This is a genomic window from Klebsiella sp. CSG-1, assembly GCF_056521145.1.
In genome coordinates this window covers 482542-499348 of sequence record NZ_JBWNLD010000002.1, presented here as the reverse complement: position 1 = coordinate 499348, position 16807 = coordinate 482542, and the positions used below count along the sequence as shown (strand labels likewise).

Below are 16807 nucleotides of genomic sequence, written 5' to 3'. Positions count from 1 at the left end.
CCGCGTACGGTCGCGCCAGCGCAATGCCCCGCCCTCTCTGACAGACTGACCCGGCGCCAATCAGGCGCGATTTCTCCCTGTCCGCATCAATACGCGCCTTTTCTTGCCCGCATGATGCCAGACGCGCCATCGCCTCCCCTTGCGGAGCAGACATGGCGCGCGATGCCCCATCGCCCGCTACAACTTATCGCGTAGCCTGACTCATAGCAGAGCCAACAGGAAAACCAGCTCGCCCAGTTCAATCGCCGCCCCGAGCGTGTCACCGGTTTGCCCACCCAACGTACGTTTCAGCAGCTGTCCGAGGATAAAAATGGCCACCATGGTGATCCCCAACGCCGCCACGCCGTGCATGCCAGGCAGCAGCATGGCGGCGATAATTACCGCTAACCCTAGCGTCACGCAGGTTTGTCGGCCGCTCACTTTGCCGATAAATACGTTACCCAGTCCTTCTTCGCGGGCGTAGCGATGGCGGTACATCAGCAGCACGGCGACGCCACGCCCGGCGGCACAGGCGGCCGCCAGCGCGGCCAGCACCGACGTTCCACGCAGCGCCAGCTCGCTGACAACCAGCACTTTTGCCAGTAAAACAAAAATAAGCGCCAGCCCGCCATGGGTCCCCAGTCGGCTGTCACGCATAATCTCCAGCATCCGTTCCCGACGACGGGCGGAAAAGACGCCGTCGCAGGTATCGGCGAGGCCATCGAGGTGAAAACCACCGGTCAGCAGCGCCAGCGCTAAAATGCAAAACAGCGCCGCAAGCGGAAGACCGCACCAGGACTGAACGGCAAGAAATACCAGCCCGCTCAAACCTCCCAGCAGCGCCCCGACCAGCGGAAAAGTGACGATCCCCCGGACATACCGATCGATCTCAAGCCCCTGAGACCAACGATCCGGCACCGGTAAGCGGCTGAGAAAAGAGAGCGTTGCCCAGAATAATTTGATCATTTAATTTTGACTCCAATACCTGATACCACCAGCCAGACCTCATCTGCCGCCGCCGCCAGGCGCTGGTTAACCCGGCCGGCAATATCGCGAAAATGCCGCGCAAGGCGGTTTTCCGGGACAATCCCCATCCCCACTTCATTGGTAACCAGCACCACTTTTGCCGGGCAGCGCTGGCACGCCACAATCAGCGAATGAATCTCATCGTCTATCATCCGCTCCATTGCCGCATAATCCCAGTCGTCCGGAGAGATCTCGCCCCCCTGAGCAAACAGCATGTTGGTCACCATGGTCGTCATACACTCCAGCAGCACGGCTTCTTGCGGGTCGTTACGCGGCGTAATAACCTCATCGAGATGGTGCCAGCGTTCGACGGTGCGCCAGTGCGCCGGGCGGCCATCGCGGTGATGCTGGATCCGCTGCGCCATTTCGTCATCCACGATTTGCGAGGTCGCGAGATACAAAACCTGCGGTGAATCGGCGACGAGCGCCTCGGCGTGGCGGCTTTTCCCGCTGCGGGCACCGCCGGTAACCAGAATCAGCATGATGGCTCCTGATGCTGCTGCATGATGTGATAAATCTTTTCGATATCAATATGCTGGCGCATGGCGGCGGCCAGGATATCGAACTGTTGCGATTTGTATTGCGCATAGTGAAGGGCGGTATCCAGCGCATCCAGCCCTTTGCGCCGACGCAGGCCGTTGACCAGCGCGCGGGTGAAATCATCGCTGTCGAACAGGCCGTGCAGATAAGTCCCGAATACGAGTCCGTCATCCGTCATTGCGCCATCCGCCACCAGCTCGCCATCTTTCTCCAGCTGCATCAACGGACGGCAGCTCCCGTTAAGGATCGTTTCCCCCATATGAATTTCGTAACCTCGCACCCGCAGGGCAGACGCGCCCGCCAGCCAGTCCGGCAGCGCGCTCGCCATTGTCGCGTCGACCTGAGTGGTGGTTTTATGTCGGGCAAACTGCGTCACGGTATTGAGCAGACCGAGGCCGGGCTGCGTCCCCAGGCCGGATTCCACCTCATCGACAATCGTCTCACCCAGCATTTGATAGCCGCCGCAGATCCCCAACAGCGGAATCCCCTGCTGACGTGCCTGCAAGACGCCCGCCGCCATCCCAGAGTCGCGCAGCCACAGCAGATCGCCCAGCGTATTTTTACTGCCGGGCAGGATAACCAGATCGGCCTGCGCCAGCTCCTGCGGGTGCCGCACGTAGCGCACGCGGACATCCGGCTGCGCCGCCAGCGCGTTGAAATCGGTGAAGTTTGAGGTATGGGGAAGCTGAACGACCGCGATGTCGATCTCGCGCTTCGCGGTGCTCAGATACTTCCCTTTCTGCAGCGCCACGCTATCCTCATCCTCCAGATCGACCTCCAGCCACGGCAGTACTCCCAGTACGGGGACGCCGGTTAATGCTTCGATCTGTTCGATTCCGGAATAGAGCAGCGCAATGTCGCCGCGGAATTTATTGATAATTACCCCTTTCACCCGGGCGCGCTCCTGCTCCTCAAGCAGCGCCAGCGTCCCGTAGATCGCGGCAAAGACGCCCCCTCTGTCGATATCGGCAACCAGGATCACCGGGCACTGCGCCATCTCCGCCATCCCCATATTGACGATATCGCGATCGCGCAGGTTGATCTCCGCCGGGCTACCGGCCCCTTCCAGGACCAGCACATCATACTCCTGCGCCAGGCTGCGATAGACTGAGAGGATCTGTTCGCGCAGGCGCGGTTTATACTCGTGGTAACTCACCGCATCCATATTCGTCGCCACTTTGCCCATCAGCACCACCTGAGCTTTCAGGTCGCTGGTGGGTTTCAGCAAGACAGGGTTCATCCGCACGTCGGGTTCGATACCGGCGGCCTCGGCCTGAAAGATCTGCGCCCGGCCCATCTCTTTGCCGTCCGCCGTGATCCCCGAATTGAGCGCCATATTCTGCGATTTAAACGGCGCCGTACGCCGGCCATCCTGATAGAAAATGCGGCATAAACCGGCCACCAGCACGCTTTTACCGACATCGGACGCCGTCCCCTGCAACATAATTGCCTGCGTCATGAGGCCTCCTCGTTCGCGTTTTCTCGCATTATTTTCCCATCCTGCTCTGTTATGTTGCCACTGCCCCGCTGCCAGAAGGTGATGCGGATTTCTCCTCAGGCCATCCCTGTCCATAGATACCGTGCGGCCATAAACATCACCAGCGCCAGCGTCGAGGCGACCCACATCAGGCGCAGGGCACGGGGAATATCCTCGGGCGAAATATCGCGTACGGCGTCGCCAATCCAGGGTTTGTCCACCCGCTGGCCAAAATAGTCATTCGGGCCGCCGAGCCGGATGCCTAACGCGCCGGCGACGCTGGCTTCCGACCACGCGCAATTGGGGCTGCTGTGCTGATAGCGATCGCGCCAGCCGATACGCAGGGCGCCCGCGGCGTCGTAGCGACATAACCACGCCGCGAGGCTGAACAGCAGCCAGCTCAGACGCGCGGGAATACAGTTCGCCACATCATCAAGGCGGGCGCTGACCATACCAATGGCGCGGTATTTTTCATGTTTATACCCCACCATGGAGTCGAGGGTGTTGACCGCTTTATAGGCCATCGCCAGCGGCGCGCCGCCCAGCAGCAGGAAGAACAGCGGCGCAATAATGCCATCGACGGTGTTTTCTGCAACCGTCTCCACCACCGCGCGATTGATCTGTTCAGGTTGGAGCTGCGCGGTTTCGCGCCCGACAATCCAGGAGAGCTTTTCCCGGCTGAGCGCCACATCGCCCGCGCGCAGCGGACGTTCGACTTCCCGGGCGGAATCCGCAAGGCAGCGCCCGGCCAGGAGCGTAAAGATCATCCACACTTCAACTCCCCAGCCCAGCCAGGGATGGAGGCTTGCCGCCAGTTTCAGTAGGCTCCAGGAGAGGAGCCAGGTCAGGCCAACCACCGTCAGCCACATCAGCGCGCCGCCAACGCGCAGCGCACGGTCGCTATGGCAATACCGGCGTACGATACGTTGAGTCAAGGTGATGAGATTGCCGATCCAGCGTACCGGATGCGGCCAGCGCGGCGGGTCGCCGATGAAAAAATCGAGAATCCAGGCCACGCACCAGGCAAGTAACGTCATTGCCCGGGCCTCGTTGCCGCCCGCCAGCGGGCGGCAATGGATGAATGGAGTCGTACCGCCATACCCTGTTCCTGTTCAGGGTGGTCGGGGTGTAAAGGTGCGCCTGACGCCGTCTTGCGACGGCACGCATCTGAGCAACCCACTTCCCACCGAAGTTGTTGGTAATGACCGACAGGCAGGTTTTCTGGCTTAGCGTCATCCTCGCCCGCCCTTCCCGGATTCGCGGCCGGTGGTATTTACGGGGTCGTCAGCATCACAGCAGCGGGGGCTGCGGAGGCGTTTCACCCCCTTCCCTTGCACCTGTTGGTTATCCTGCGGCTGCATCCGGACGCTCGTCAGACCGGGTATCTGAAGCAACAGGCGGCCTATTATGCCATACGGAGAAGCCGGTCGCTTGCAGTCAGAGGGGAGCGGCAAGGATAGCGCAGAGCGCCGTAAGCAGCAGTTGATTCTCCTCAGGGCTGCGAATCGCTACGCGGTAATAACCGTTTCCCAGTCCCGGATAGTTAGCGCAGCTGCGAATCAAGATATGCTGCTGCAGCAACGCCTGCTGCAGATCGAGCTCCGGGAGATGGCAACGTAAAAAGAGATAGTTCGCCCGCCCCGGATAGACGCTCAGGCCGGGAAGCTGACGGAGGGCCTGATAGAACCGGCTTCCCTCCTGCGCCAGCCATCGCCAGGTGGCCTGCTGATAGGCGCGATCCTTAAGCGCTATTTCCCCCGCCAGAGCGGCAAACGCGTTGATCGACCACGGCATTTGTTTCTCGCGCAGTCGGGCCACCGCCCGTTCATCGCTGTTAACCAGGTAGCCCAGACGCAGGCCGGGAATGGCGTAAAATTTGGTCAGCGAGCGAAGCACCCAGATATGCGGATTGTTTTGCAGAAAGGGGATAAATCCCGGCTGGTCAGGAATGAAATCGATAAACGCTTCATCAAGAATCAGCGCGATACCGGCGTCCCGGCAGTGGGCGGCAATCGCCTCAAGCAGCGGGCGCTCCGGCAGCAGGCCGGTCGGATTATTGGGTGTACAGAGGAACAAACAGTCCAGCTCTGGCGTCAGCGCCTCGAGAATCGCGTCGGTCAACTGCCAGCCATCCTCTTCACGCAGCGCGAACTCGAGGATAGTGCAATCGACCGTCTGCAGCGCGCGGCGATATTCTGCAAAACCGGGTTTCACCACCATCGCCGTGCGCGGCTTTAGCCCGTGAACGAGCGTAAAAATGGATTCGGTTTCGCCATTGCCTGCCAGGATCCACGATGCGGAAATACGGTGGTGTTCCGCCAGCGCAAGGTGCAACTGCGGGTATTCAACGTCAGGGTAGCGCTCCGCCAGGGCCAGATTATCGATAAGCGCGCGTCTGACGCTTTCCGGCATGCCAAGAGGATTAATATTGGCGCTGAAATCCCGCAGCTGGTGCGCCTCAATGCCCAGCAGCGCAGCGGCTTCCCGGGTATTACCGCCGTGCGCGCTCTTCAGTAGCGCCATCTCCCGCTCCCGTATTATCCGCGCCTTGCCAGCGTGGCGCCATCGGCGAAGTAGGCTTTAATCCCCGCCAGAATCGACTCAGCCACCTGCTGCTGGAAGGTCGCCGTTTTCAGCTTACGCTCTTCTTCTACGTTACTGATAAACGCCGTCTCCACCAGGATCGACGGAATATCCGGCGCCTTCAGCACCGCAAAGCCCGCCTGCTCCACCTGATTTTTATGCAGATTATTGATTCTGCCCATTTTTTGCAGCACCGCTTTACCAAACTTCAGGCTGTCGGCGATGGTCAGCGACTGCACCATATCGAACATCGTATGGTCGACATAGCGATCGCCGCTCTTGCTGACGCCCCCGATCAGGTCAGAGGCGTTCTGGGTCTGCGCGAGGAATTTTGCGGCGGTACTGGTGGCGCCTTTGGTCGACAGGGCAAATACCGATGAGCCTCGCGGCTGTCGGCTGGTGAAGGCATCGGCGTGAATCGACACGAACAGATCGGCGCGCTGCTTTTGCGCTTTGGCCACGCGAACCTTCAGCGGAATGAAGACATCTTCATTGCGGGTCATGTAGGCCCGCATGTTGCCCTCTTTTTCGATGAGCGCCCGTAGCCGCCGGGCAATCTGCAGCACCACATCTTTCTCACGGGTATGGTATTTGCCGATCGCGCCGGAGTCTTCACCGCCGTGGCCCGGATCGAGCATGATCACAATAGGTCGGTCGCGCCCGGCTTTACCCGGCTTCGGCCCGCTTTCTGCAGGAGGGACCTGACGTTCGAGATCGCCCTTGTTGTAATCTTCCAGTAACGCCAGCAGCGGATCCTGAACATCGGTGGCGGTCGAAGGATAGAGATCCATCACCAGACGTTCCTTAAAGCCGGCCACCGGCGCCAGGGCAAAGAGCTGCGGTTTGATGTTCTGCTTGAGTTCAAAGACCATGCGCACGGTTTGCGGATCAAACTGGCCGACGCGCGCGGACTTAATATAAGGGTCATCATCGCGAATACTCGCCCCCATGCCTTTTAGCACGGAGTTAAGATTGACGCCTTCCAGATCGACCACCAGCCGTTCCGGATTGCTCAACGCAAACTGCCGATATTTCAGCACATGACTGGATTCTACCGTAACGCGCGTATAGGTTGACGACGGCCAGACGCGTACGGCGACGACCTGCGCGGCGGCCGCTAAACCCAGCGGGCTGACGCTCATTAACCACATTGCGCCCGCCCCCTGTAAAAAACGACGACGGCTTAATCCTGACTTGTATCCCGGCATGCCACTCCCAAGCAATAAAACGTATTGGTACTCAAAACAGACAGATTGACCGGAAACTTTAACGAAAGCTGCATAACCTGTCATCAATAAAAGGGTAAACAATCTTAGGCAACACGCATTTGATCACAGATTTTTATCAGTTTCGTCGCAAATTTAGACTTGCGTTTAACCACGAAACAGAATAAAAATACACTAATTACGAATAATCATGCATTGAGGGTTGAGTCATGGTGAAGGAGCGTCGCACCGAACTGGTAGAAGGATTCCGCCATTCTGTCCCCTATATTAACGCTCATCGGGGAAAAACGTTTGTCATCATGCTCGGCGGCGAAGCAATTGAGCATGAGAATTTCTCCAGTATTGTCAATGACATTGGCCTTTTACATAGCCTGGGCATCCGCCTGGTGGTGGTCTATGGCGCGCGTCCGCAGATTGATGCCAATCTGGCAGAGCATCACCACGAACCGGTTTACCATAAACAGACCCGCGTCACCGACGCCAAAACCCTCGAGCTGGTGAAACAGGCTGCGGGCATGCTGCAGCTGGAAATTACCGCGCGTCTGTCAATGAGCCTGAATAACACCCCGCTGCAGGGCGCCCATATCAACGTGGTGAGCGGCAACTTTATTATCGCTCAGCCGCTGGGCGTCGACGACGGCGTGGATTATTGCCATAGCGGACGCATCCGCCGTATTGATGAAGAGGCGATCCATCGCCAGCTGGATAACGGCGCTATCGTGCTGATGGGTCCGGTTGCCGTTTCCGTCACCGGCGAAAGCTTCAATCTGACCTCGGAAGAGATTGCCACCCAGCTGGCCGTGAAGCTGAAGGCGGAAAAGATGATCGGCTTCTGCTCTTCGCAAGGGGTTTACAACCAGGATGGGGTGATTGTTTCCGAACTGTTCCCCAACGAAGCTCAGGCGCGTGTGGAAGAGCTGGAGGCGGAAGAGGATTACAACTCCGGCACAGTGCGTTTTCTGCGCGGTGCCGTCAAGGCCTGCCGCAGCGGCGTGCGTCGTTGCCACCTGATCAGCTATCAGGAAGACGGGGCGCTGCTGCAGGAGCTGTTCTCTCGCGACGGTATCGGCACCCAGATCGTCATGGAAAGCGCCGAGCAGATTCGCCGCGCCACCATTAACGATATCGGCGGTATTCTTGAGCTGATTAGCCCACTGGAGCAACAGGGCATTCTGGTGCGCCGCTCCCGCGAACAGCTGGAGATGGAAATCGATAAATTCACAATTATTCAGCGCGATAACACCACGATTGCCTGCGCCGCGCTCTATCCGTTCCCGGAAGAGAAAATCGGCGAAATGGCCTGCGTCGCGGTGCATCCGGACTATCGCAGCTCATCGCGCGGTGAAGTGCTGCTGAACCGCATCGCCACCCAGGCGAAGCAGATGGGATTGAGCAAATTGTTTGTCCTGACCACCCGCAGTATTCACTGGTTCCAGGAGCGCGGCTTTACGCCGGTCGATATCGATCTGCTGCCGGAAAGTAAGAAAGAGATGTACAACTACCAGCGTCGTTCCAAAGTGATGATGGCCGACCTCGGCTGATGTCACCGCCCCGGATAACGGCGTAAACGCCTTATCCGGGCGCCCCTCCTCTGCCCCCCTGAGTCAGCGCATCCCACATGTAGCCCGGCTAAGCACAGCGCCAGCCGGGGAAAACGCTGACGCTTGAGTCGGCAATCCCCGGCGGGCAGAGGAAGGTTGAGATTACGCGCCGCTGGCGAAGATGTCCGCCAGCCCGCTGCGCCGCTCGGTACGGGCGACAATGGACTGGGTTAGCACCTGTTCATCGGCATAAATCGATAGCCGCTGTTTTGCCCGCGTGATCGCGGTATAGACCAGCTCGCGGGTGACCAGCGGTACGATTTTGGCGGGCAGAATCAACGCCGCATGGTCAAACTCTGACCCCTGCGATTTATGCACCGTCATCGCCCAGGCGGTGTCGTGCTCCGGCAAACGACTTGGCTGCACCGATTTAATGCTGCCATCCGGCATCGGGAACCAGACGCGCAGCCCCTCTCCTCGCTCCAGTGCAATACCGATATCGCCGTTAAACAGCCCCAGCGCGCTGTCGTTGCGCGAAATCATCACCGGACGCCCTTCATACCAGCGGGAATGCCTCGGCAGCGTTATCGCCCGCCGACGGTTAAGCATCTGCTCCAGCTGTTCATTCACCCCGCTGACGCCGTATGGGCCGTCGCGCAGGGCGCACAGTAGCTGAAATTCACCAAAGGCGGCGATCAGGGCCTCCGGCTCGGCCCGCTCGCGCAGTAGCTGCAAATAGCGACCGTACCCCGCCTGCGACTGCTCTAGCATGGCTTCATATTCTTCAGTCGTACTCAGCGGATGCAGCACAATATCCTCGAAGGCCTGGCGCAACGTCGCTCTGACGCCGTGGCGATCGCCGTTGTTCACGGCGCGAGCCAGGCTACCGATGCCGGAATGACTGCCAAAACGATAGCTTTTTTGCAGCAGGCACAGGCTGTCGCGCAGCGCGCCGGCAACATCACTTTCGCCCGCCGGTACCGGGTGGCCGGTCAACCTCTCCAGCTGCGCCGCTCGTCCGGCGGTATAGCCGGCATTGACCCAGGCACAAATATCCCCGAGTACCGCTCCGGCCTCCACCGACGCCAGCTGATCGCGGTCGCCGAGGAAAATAACCCGCCCGTGTTCCGGCAGGGCATCAATCAGCCGCGCCATCATCGGCAGGTCAATCATTGAAGCTTCATCCACCACCAGCACATCGAGATGCAGCGGATTGCCGGCGTGGTAGCGCATCCGTTGGCTACCGGGCTGAGCGCCCAGCAGACGATGCAGCGTGCTGGCTTCGGTAGGTAACAGCGCCTTCTGCTCATCGGTTAGCGGCAGGCGACGCAGCGCCTCGCCCAACGATTCCGTCAATCGTGCCGCCGCTTTCCCGGTCGGCGCCGCCAGTCGGATGCGGCAGCGCGGTTGCCGGGTTGTCTGAATCAACGCCGCCAGCAGCCTGGCGACGGTGGTGGTTTTCCCGGTGCCGGGACCGCCGGAAATCACCGAAATACGACGGGTCAACGCCACTGCGGCGGCAACCTTTTGCCAGTCGATCTCATCGCTGGCGGGGAAAAGAGCGTCCAGCGTTTGCGCCAGCAGGGCCTCATCAACGTCCACAACCTGGTTAGCTTCGTTGAAGAAGCGGGCAACGGTCAGTTCATTACGCCACATCCGGTTGAGATAGAGTCGGTCGCCGCACAGGACGATCGGCGTCGGACGTTCGCCGTCGCTGACGGCTTCCGAAGCAAGCAAAAGCGCAGACCAGTCATCGGGTACGCCCGCCTGGGCCAGCAGCTGTTCACGCAGTTCATTGGTTTTACCGCTCAGAAACTCGTCCGTCCGCAGACGCGATATCGGCAGACAAACGTGCCCCTCGCCAGCATCACGGCTGAGCACCGCCGCCGCCAGCTTCACCGCCGGATGCGCCTCTTGCGCCACCATCAGGGCAAACTGGACATCTAACGGGCGCAGCAGGCGCTGACTGGCCGCTTCCAGCAGCAGTTCATCCATCGTCATGACAGAACCTCCAGGACGTCTCCGGCAAACAGCGCATCGAGACCGTCAATCAGCGGCTGCACGGGACGGGTAGTGAAAATGCCCTGCTCGCCGCTCTGCCCGTCCATGCCGCGTAAAAAGAGATAAATCACGCCGCCAAAATGGCGTTCGTAGTCGTAGTCCGCAATGCGGTGACGCAGGTAGCGGTGCAGCGCCAGACTATAGAGCTGGTACTGCAGATCGTAGCGGTGCGCCCGCATCGCCTGTTCCATCGCCTGTCGGGTATAGGCCTCGCGGTCCGCTCCCAGCCAGTTCGATTTATAATCCAGCAGGTAATATCGGCCGTTATGGCGGAAAACGAGGTCAATAAAGCCTTTTAACATCCCGCGAACCTGGCGGAAGTCGAGGGGCGGGCAATCCACGGAGAGCGGATCGTAGCGGCGAATCAGCGCATCCAGACGCAGCGGTTCCAGCGGGCGTTCGATAGGCAAATAGAAGGCCATTTCGACCTGCTTATCATTCGTGGAAAGTTGGTTCAGCGCGATCCCGGCCCCCGGCAACGGAGTACGTAGCACATCATCCAGCCACTGCGTCAGCACCGGCGTCCACTGCTCGCCGAAGCCGCCGGACTGCAGTTTTTCCGCCATCCAGTCAGCCGGGACCGGTTGGGTAAAATCGAGATCTTCAAACAGGCTATGCAGGAATGTCCCCGGCGATGCGCCGCGCGGAAACTGATGCGGCGTAAGCTGCGGCTCCGCGGCGACGTCACCGACGCCGGCGGCATCAACGTCAAGGCGCGGCAACAGGTCCTGAGCCGCGCTCTGACCATGCTGCTGTAATCCGGAATAGCTGGTCACCCGCCAGTCATCGCTAACCTGACGCACAAGGCTCCTGGCGGACAGCGGCGGCAGCGTTTCCTGCGGCGCCTGCCAGGGCGTTGCATCCGGAGCGGTAGGCATTTGCAGCGCGATATCCTCGCCGCAGAAGGCCTGCAAACGCGCGGCCAGCCCAGCGGCATCCATGGCTTCGCCGCCCTGTAGCAGACGCCCGAGCGCGCTGTGATGAAAATCGCTGGCGCCGGGTTTGTCGCTGCGTCGGGTACTCAACGGGGCCACGCCGAGGCTACAGTGCCAGACCGCGCGGGTCAGCGCGACGTACAGCAGGCGCAAATCTTCCGCCAGGCGCTCCGCTTCCGCCAGCTCCAGACTGCCCTCATCCTGACCAAGATCGAGCACCGCGGCAAACGAGTCGCGATCGTGATAAAACGCCTGATCCTGTTTGCGGAAACGAGCAATAAACGGCAGCCAGACCAGCGGGTATTCCAGCCCCTTCGATTTGTGGACGGTGACGATTTGCACCAGGTGCTTATCGCTTTCCAGGCGCATCTGCTGACTGGACGCATTGCTGTCCGGTTCGGCGATATGCTGCGTCAGCCAGCGCACCAGCGCATGTTCGCTTTCCAGCTGGCTGGCTGCCTCCTGCAGCAGTTCGCTGATATGCAGGATGTCGGTTAAACGGCGTTCACCGCCGACCGTCACCAGCAGATTTTCCGCAATCTGCCGCGCGCTCATCAGCGCACGCAGCATCGGCATCACCCCGCGCTGGCGCCAGATTTGCCGGTAGATGCTGAACTCTTCAACCAGCGCGTCCCACGCTCGTTCATCCTGATTGAGGCGTTCAATATCCAGCGCATTCAAGCCGAATATCGATGTTGCCAGCGCACTGCGTAGCGTATTTTCTCGTTCGGGAGCCAGTACCGCCTGCAGTAGCCATAAAATCTCCTGCGCTTCCGGCGTGTCGAAAACGCTATCGCGATTAGAGAGATACACCGACGGGATCGCCAGCGCCCGTAAGGCATCCCGGATCAACGAGGCTTCCTGACGGTTACGTACCAGAACCGTGATATCGGAGGCCTGAACCGGCCGGGCTGCTTTGTCATTACGCCAGAGCAACGCGCGCCCCTGTTGACCGGCGCTTAGCCAGTCGCGAATTTGCGCCGCGCACAGCTGCGCCATATACGTCTGATAGTCACCGGATCCCACGGCCTCGCCCGGCATCAGCCAGATGTTCATTGCCGGAACCGCGTCGTTATCCACGGTAAAGCGCAGCCCGTGGTTTTTCCCGGCCGGTTTGACCGGCAAGAAAGGGATCTCCCGGAACATAAAGGGGTTATCGCTCAGGCTGAACAGGCGGTTAACGCTTTCAACCACCCCGGGAGCAGAGCGCCAGTTGGTATCCAGCGTATAATGAGCCGCCACATCGCCACGCGCTTTCATATAGGTGAAAATATCCGCGCCGCGGAAGGCATAGATGGCCTGCTTGGGGTCGCCGATAAGCAGCAGCGCCGTCTCCGGCTGCTGCCGCCAGATACGGCGAAAAATTCGGTACTGCTGCGGGTCGGTGTCCTGAAATTCATCAATCATCGCCACCGGGAAACGCTGACGAATGGCGCTGGCCAGCGCTTCTCCGCTCTCGCCGCGCAGCGCATCATCCAGCCGACTGAGCATGTCATCAAAACCGAGCTCGCCGCGCCGACGCTTTTCCCGGGCGACCGCTTCGCGGATCTCCACCATCGCCCTGGCGATAACCAGATCCGTCAGCGTCAGCGGAGAAGAGAGCAGCTCTTCAACCGCACTGAACAGCGGATGCACCGGCGGCTCACCGCCGGCTTTAGTTCGTTCATGTAAGAAGGCCTGCGAGAATTTCTCCAGCGCGTCAGGAAGCTGATAACCGAGCGTCTCTTCCTGCGCCCAGGCGTTGATTTTCTCTATCCACTTTCCCTGGTTGCCGCGATTGAACTTACGGCGGTCGAGACCGGAGTTCTCCAGCACCCCCTCAATCTCAGCAACCTGTTCCCGCCACTGTGTTTTCATGGCGTTAATGCGCGCAATAATGTGCTGATGGCGTTCGGCCAGCGTCTCTTCCGCTGCCGGCGGGGATTTGAGCTGCGGAGCTTCGCCCTGCAACCAGCGATCGAGGGATTTCAACAGATCGCGCGGACCTTTCCACGCCTCATGAATGACGGCGGCGATCTCCCGCGGCAACGGATAGCAATGTCGACGCCAGAAGTCTGCGCAGGCCTGGTAACGCAGCCGGGATTCATCTTCGATCAGCTGCTGCTCAAAGAGCATGCCGGACTCAAAGGCATTGAGACTCAGCATCCGCTGACAAAAGCCGTGAATGGTAAATACCGCCGCTTCGTCCATCTGTCGTTCCGCCAGCAGCAGCGTATTCGCCGCCTGGTTCTTATCCGCAATTTCAGCCAGCAAAGCGCTATAGAGGGGATCGGTCGCGCTGTCGCGCAGGCAGGCAATGCGCAGCTCGTGGATATTGCTGCGAATACGGCCGCGCAGTTCTTCGGTGGCCGCTTCGGTGAAGGTCACCACCAGCAGCTCTTCCACGCTGACCGCACGAGGAAAGGCGGATTCCCCGCCAAGCCCCAGCAGTAGCCGCAGGTACAGTGCGGCGATGGTAAAGGTTTTTCCGGTGCCCGCAGAGGCTTCTATCAAGCGCTCACCCGTCAAGGGCAAGCGCAGGGGATCCAGAGACTCGGCGGTTTCGGTCATTCGTTCTCTCGCATCAGGGGTAAGGATTTCTGCAATGCGCTGACGTTTTCCCAGACTTTGCCACCTTCAGGATGGACGTAATCGGTCTTGCCATTCTGGCTGCCGGAAATCTGGGACAATATCGCCATGCCTTGCGGAACCACCACCGTCTGATGGAAGAAGTCGGCAAGTTTTTGCGGCGTCAGCAGTTTTATCTGAGCCACTACTTTATCACGTGAATCGAAGCGCATATTACCGCGATCGAAATCTTTGCTCAGCTGCGAGGCTTCGCCGCCCAGGGTTTGCGGCGCCTGAGTCATCTGGCTTATCACCGCCTGCTGGATTTGCGCAAACTCTGCCGGGCTCATCGCCCGCAGTTTAGCTTCCGCGGTCGGGAAGAACGCCTGGAAGCGCTGCCAGAGGAAAGCAGGCTGTTTATCGCTGCTTTGCAGCAGGAAGCCCATCCCCCACTGGCGCCCGACGTTCATCGGGAAAGCAAAGACCGCGTAGCCAAGCTGCTCTTCGGTACGCAGCTGGTTATAGAACCACGGCTGAATAATCTGCCCGAGCAGGGAGCTGGCGGCGGAGCTGCTGTATTCATCCACGTTCGGCGGGGCGAAGACGGCGGCCAGCGCCGAATCGGTGCTGTTACCGGTTTTTTCAAAAATCGCCAGCTGCTGACTGTTGATCAGGACGTCTTTGTTGCGACACCACTCATTGCCATCAGATCCCAGCTGCTGCTGGATCTGACGCGCCATGGCGGTGGACTGTTCAGCGGTGAGGTTGCCGATCACCAGCAGCTCCGGGCGCCCTTTCGCTTTCAGGTTGTCGCGATAGGCCAGTACCTCTTGCAGGCTAATTGACGGCAGCAGCGCCCGGCGCTCCTCGCGCTGGAAATAGGGCACCTGGGACAACATCTGAACCGGCATGATCGCCTGGTCGTAGGCTTTACCTTTGTCCGCCGAGTCCATCATCTGCGCATACCAGGATTTGGCCTGCTCCAGCTGCTCTTCGGTCGGCGTATAGCTGAAATAGCCGTCCAGCAACGCGGTAAACAGCTGCGGCAGCCGCTGGGTATAGCCATTGGCATTGACCATTAATCCGTTATTGGCGCCGGTTGAGAAGGAGATGCCGCCCACCGCTGCCTGGTTGCTGAGCTGATCGAGAGCGATGCCTGCCAGATAGTCATTCAGCGCGAACATGACCTGGCTACGAGCGCTGTCCATGGCCTGCGGATTACGCAGCACCAGAGAAACGTCAGCCTTTGGCTCGCTGGCGAAGAACTGACTGGGCGCATAGACCACCCGCAGCGTCGGCTCATCAACGATCAGCTGCGGATGCGGGTAGGCTTTATCGCTTTTAATCAGCGTAAAATCGTCAGGAATATAAGGGTTCAACACCGGCAGCTTCAGGTCGATAGCGCTCGCCTTCTGCTGCCAGTCGCTAAAGGTTTGCGCGCTGATCTTGTCGACCTGATACGGCGCATTCACAAAGTAAGCGGTTTTGTTATGCGGCTCTTGCGGGCTGATATACCAGACGCGTGCATTTTGCGGCGTCATCATGGCCAGCCGGTCTTTAATCGCCTGCGGATCGTAGCGATCGGCGATGTTGACCACGTCCAGCGCATGTTCCACCGGTACGCGAATCATGGTGTCCGCCAGCCATTCCACGTAATCCATATCGCGGCTGATCGACGGATAGCGGAAATCAAGCGCCAGAACATGGGACAGCTCATCGAAATAGCGTTTGTCGATGCCCTGGCTACGCAATAGGTTGAGGTAGCTGAAGATCGCCGCCGCCACTTCATCACGGTGCGCCAGACCTTTGTCGGTCAGGGTCGCCGAAATCGCCAGCACGCCGCTGTTGCCGTTGACCGCCGGATCGGAGTCCGCGCGAATCCCCTCGACCAGGCCTTGCTGCTGCAGCCAGTCAGATAAGGTTCCCGGGCTGCGGTTGCCGATCATGTAGGTCACCAGCTCGTCGGTTTTGCTGCGGAATTGCTCGCTGTTGTTATCAATACGGAATTCAACGCGCAGCACTTTGCGCGGCATTGCCGGGACGTAGTGAATGATGATGCCCTTTTGCGCATCGGTCACGACCGGGACGGTGATTTCCGGTTTGTTGATATTGTGGTTTGGCACCCGGCCATAGGTTTTCGCCGCGATGCTCGCCAGTTCTGGCAGCGGTTTGTTGCTGTAAATGACCGCCTTCATCAGGTTCGCCGAGTACCAGCTGTCGCGGAAAGTATGCAGGGCGTCGAGCACCGGTTTACCGGGCTTGTCGCTAAGCGTCTCAAGGTTACCGCCGGAAAAATGCGAAGCCGGGTGCGCCGGGTTAATGGTTTCGGCACTCACCTGGGCCATGCGCATCCCGTCACGGGTGCGCGCCATGGTCAGCTCGGCGTTGACCGCATTGCGCTCGCGATCGGCATATTTCTTATCCAGCAGCGGAGCGGCAATGGCATCCGCCAGACGATCGACCGCGCCGTCAAGGGCATCGTTTTCGACTTCAAGATAGAAGGCGGTGCGATAAGGCGCGGTACTGGCATTATGGCTGCCGCCGTGCATTTTCAGAAATTCGGCGAGGCTGTCCGGCTGCGGATAATTTTGCGAGCCCATCAGCGTCATGTGCTCCAGAAAATGCGCCAGCCCCTGATGATCGACGGGATCCTGCAGCGACCCCACGGGCACCACCAGCGCAGACAGGGATTTCACCGCCTGCGGATCGGAAACCAGCAGGACCACCATGCCATTATCCAGGCGAATGGCCTGATACTGTCGGGGATCTTTTTCGCTTTTACGAATGGTTTCCTGAATCGGTTGCCATCCGGTATCTGCCTGACTTAACGGCGCCCAAAGGGCAGCCAGTACTAAAATAACCTTGAACCATACACTGCGGGGCATTCACGAA

The 16807-nt window shown here is 59.5% G+C and carries 10 protein-coding genes and 1 riboswitch; of the genes, 1 reads left to right on the top strand and 9 read right to left on the bottom strand.

The genetic code is table 11. From position 1 onward, the window contains the following. Positions 1–201 precede the first annotated feature (201 nt). The 6 genes from cobS to amiC all read right to left on the bottom strand — a co-directional run bounded on the left by cobS (position 202) and on the right by amiC (position 6813). Entirely contained in the window at positions 202–945 is a 744-nt protein-coding gene (gene cobS / locus AC007G_RS06930; RefSeq protein ID WP_032696739.1) for an adenosylcobinamide-GDP ribazoletransferase, read from the bottom strand. Continuing rightward, on the bottom strand, positions 942–1487 hold the full coding sequence (cobU, locus tag AC007G_RS06925) for a bifunctional adenosylcobinamide kinase/adenosylcobinamide-phosphate guanylyltransferase (protein ID WP_032690907.1): 546 nt from the start codon (positions 1485–1487) through the stop codon (positions 942–944). Before cobU ends, cobS begins: the two co-directional genes overlap by 4 nt. Continuing rightward, positions 1481–3004, bottom strand: a complete 1524-nt coding sequence (locus AC007G_RS06920; protein ID WP_047663435.1) for a cobyric acid synthase — start codon at positions 3002–3004, stop codon at positions 1481–1483. The genes cobU and AC007G_RS06920 overlap by 7 nt, the downstream gene beginning before the upstream one ends. A 95-nt stretch (positions 3005–3099) precedes the next feature. After that, positions 3100–4059, bottom strand: a complete 960-nt coding sequence (cbiB, locus tag AC007G_RS06915) for an adenosylcobinamide-phosphate synthase CbiB (RefSeq protein ID WP_032698867.1) — start codon at positions 4057–4059, stop codon at positions 3100–3102. A gap of 157 nt (positions 4060–4216) precedes the next feature. Further along, positions 4217–4378, bottom strand: a riboswitch (cobalamin riboswitch). An 81-nt stretch (positions 4379–4459) separates the two neighbouring features. Further along, complete coding sequence (cobD, locus tag AC007G_RS06910) at positions 4460–5545, bottom strand: threonine-phosphate decarboxylase CobD (protein WP_142629836.1); 1086 nt, start codon at positions 5543–5545, stop codon at positions 4460–4462. 14 nt (positions 5546–5559) lie between these two features. Beyond that, complete coding sequence (amiC, locus tag AC007G_RS06905; RefSeq protein WP_032690903.1) at positions 5560–6813, bottom strand: N-acetylmuramoyl-L-alanine amidase AmiC; 1254 nt, start codon at positions 6811–6813, stop codon at positions 5560–5562. Positions 6814–7040: 227 nt separating this feature from the next. Here amiC and argA point away from each other — a divergent pair, with 227 nt between their 5' ends. Continuing rightward, entirely contained in the window at positions 7041–8372 is a 1332-nt protein-coding gene (gene argA / locus AC007G_RS06900) for an amino-acid N-acetyltransferase (protein ID WP_004867060.1), read from the top strand. A gap of 162 nt (positions 8373–8534) precedes the next feature. Here the strand turns inward: argA and recD are convergent, their stop codons facing one another. From recD to ptrA, 3 genes are read right to left on the bottom strand one after another with little or no spacing between them, the layout of a single operon-like run. After that, positions 8535–10373, bottom strand: coding sequence for an exodeoxyribonuclease V subunit alpha (gene recD, locus AC007G_RS06895; RefSeq protein WP_032690902.1), 1839 nt, complete (start codon positions 10371–10373; stop codon positions 8535–8537). Further along, positions 10370–13918: an exodeoxyribonuclease V subunit beta gene (gene recB / locus AC007G_RS06890; RefSeq protein ID WP_032698864.1), complete on the bottom strand. Its 3549-nt coding sequence runs from the start codon at positions 13916–13918 to the stop codon at positions 10370–10372. The genes recD and recB overlap by 4 nt, the downstream gene beginning before the upstream one ends. Beyond that, positions 13915–16800 carry a pitrilysin gene (gene ptrA, locus AC007G_RS06885; protein ID WP_032696733.1) on the bottom strand — a complete coding sequence of 962 codons (2886 nt, stop codon included), beginning with the start codon at positions 16798–16800 and terminating at the stop codon, positions 13915–13917. Before ptrA ends, recB begins: the two co-directional genes overlap by 4 nt. Positions 16801–16807: the final 7 nt, after the last annotated feature.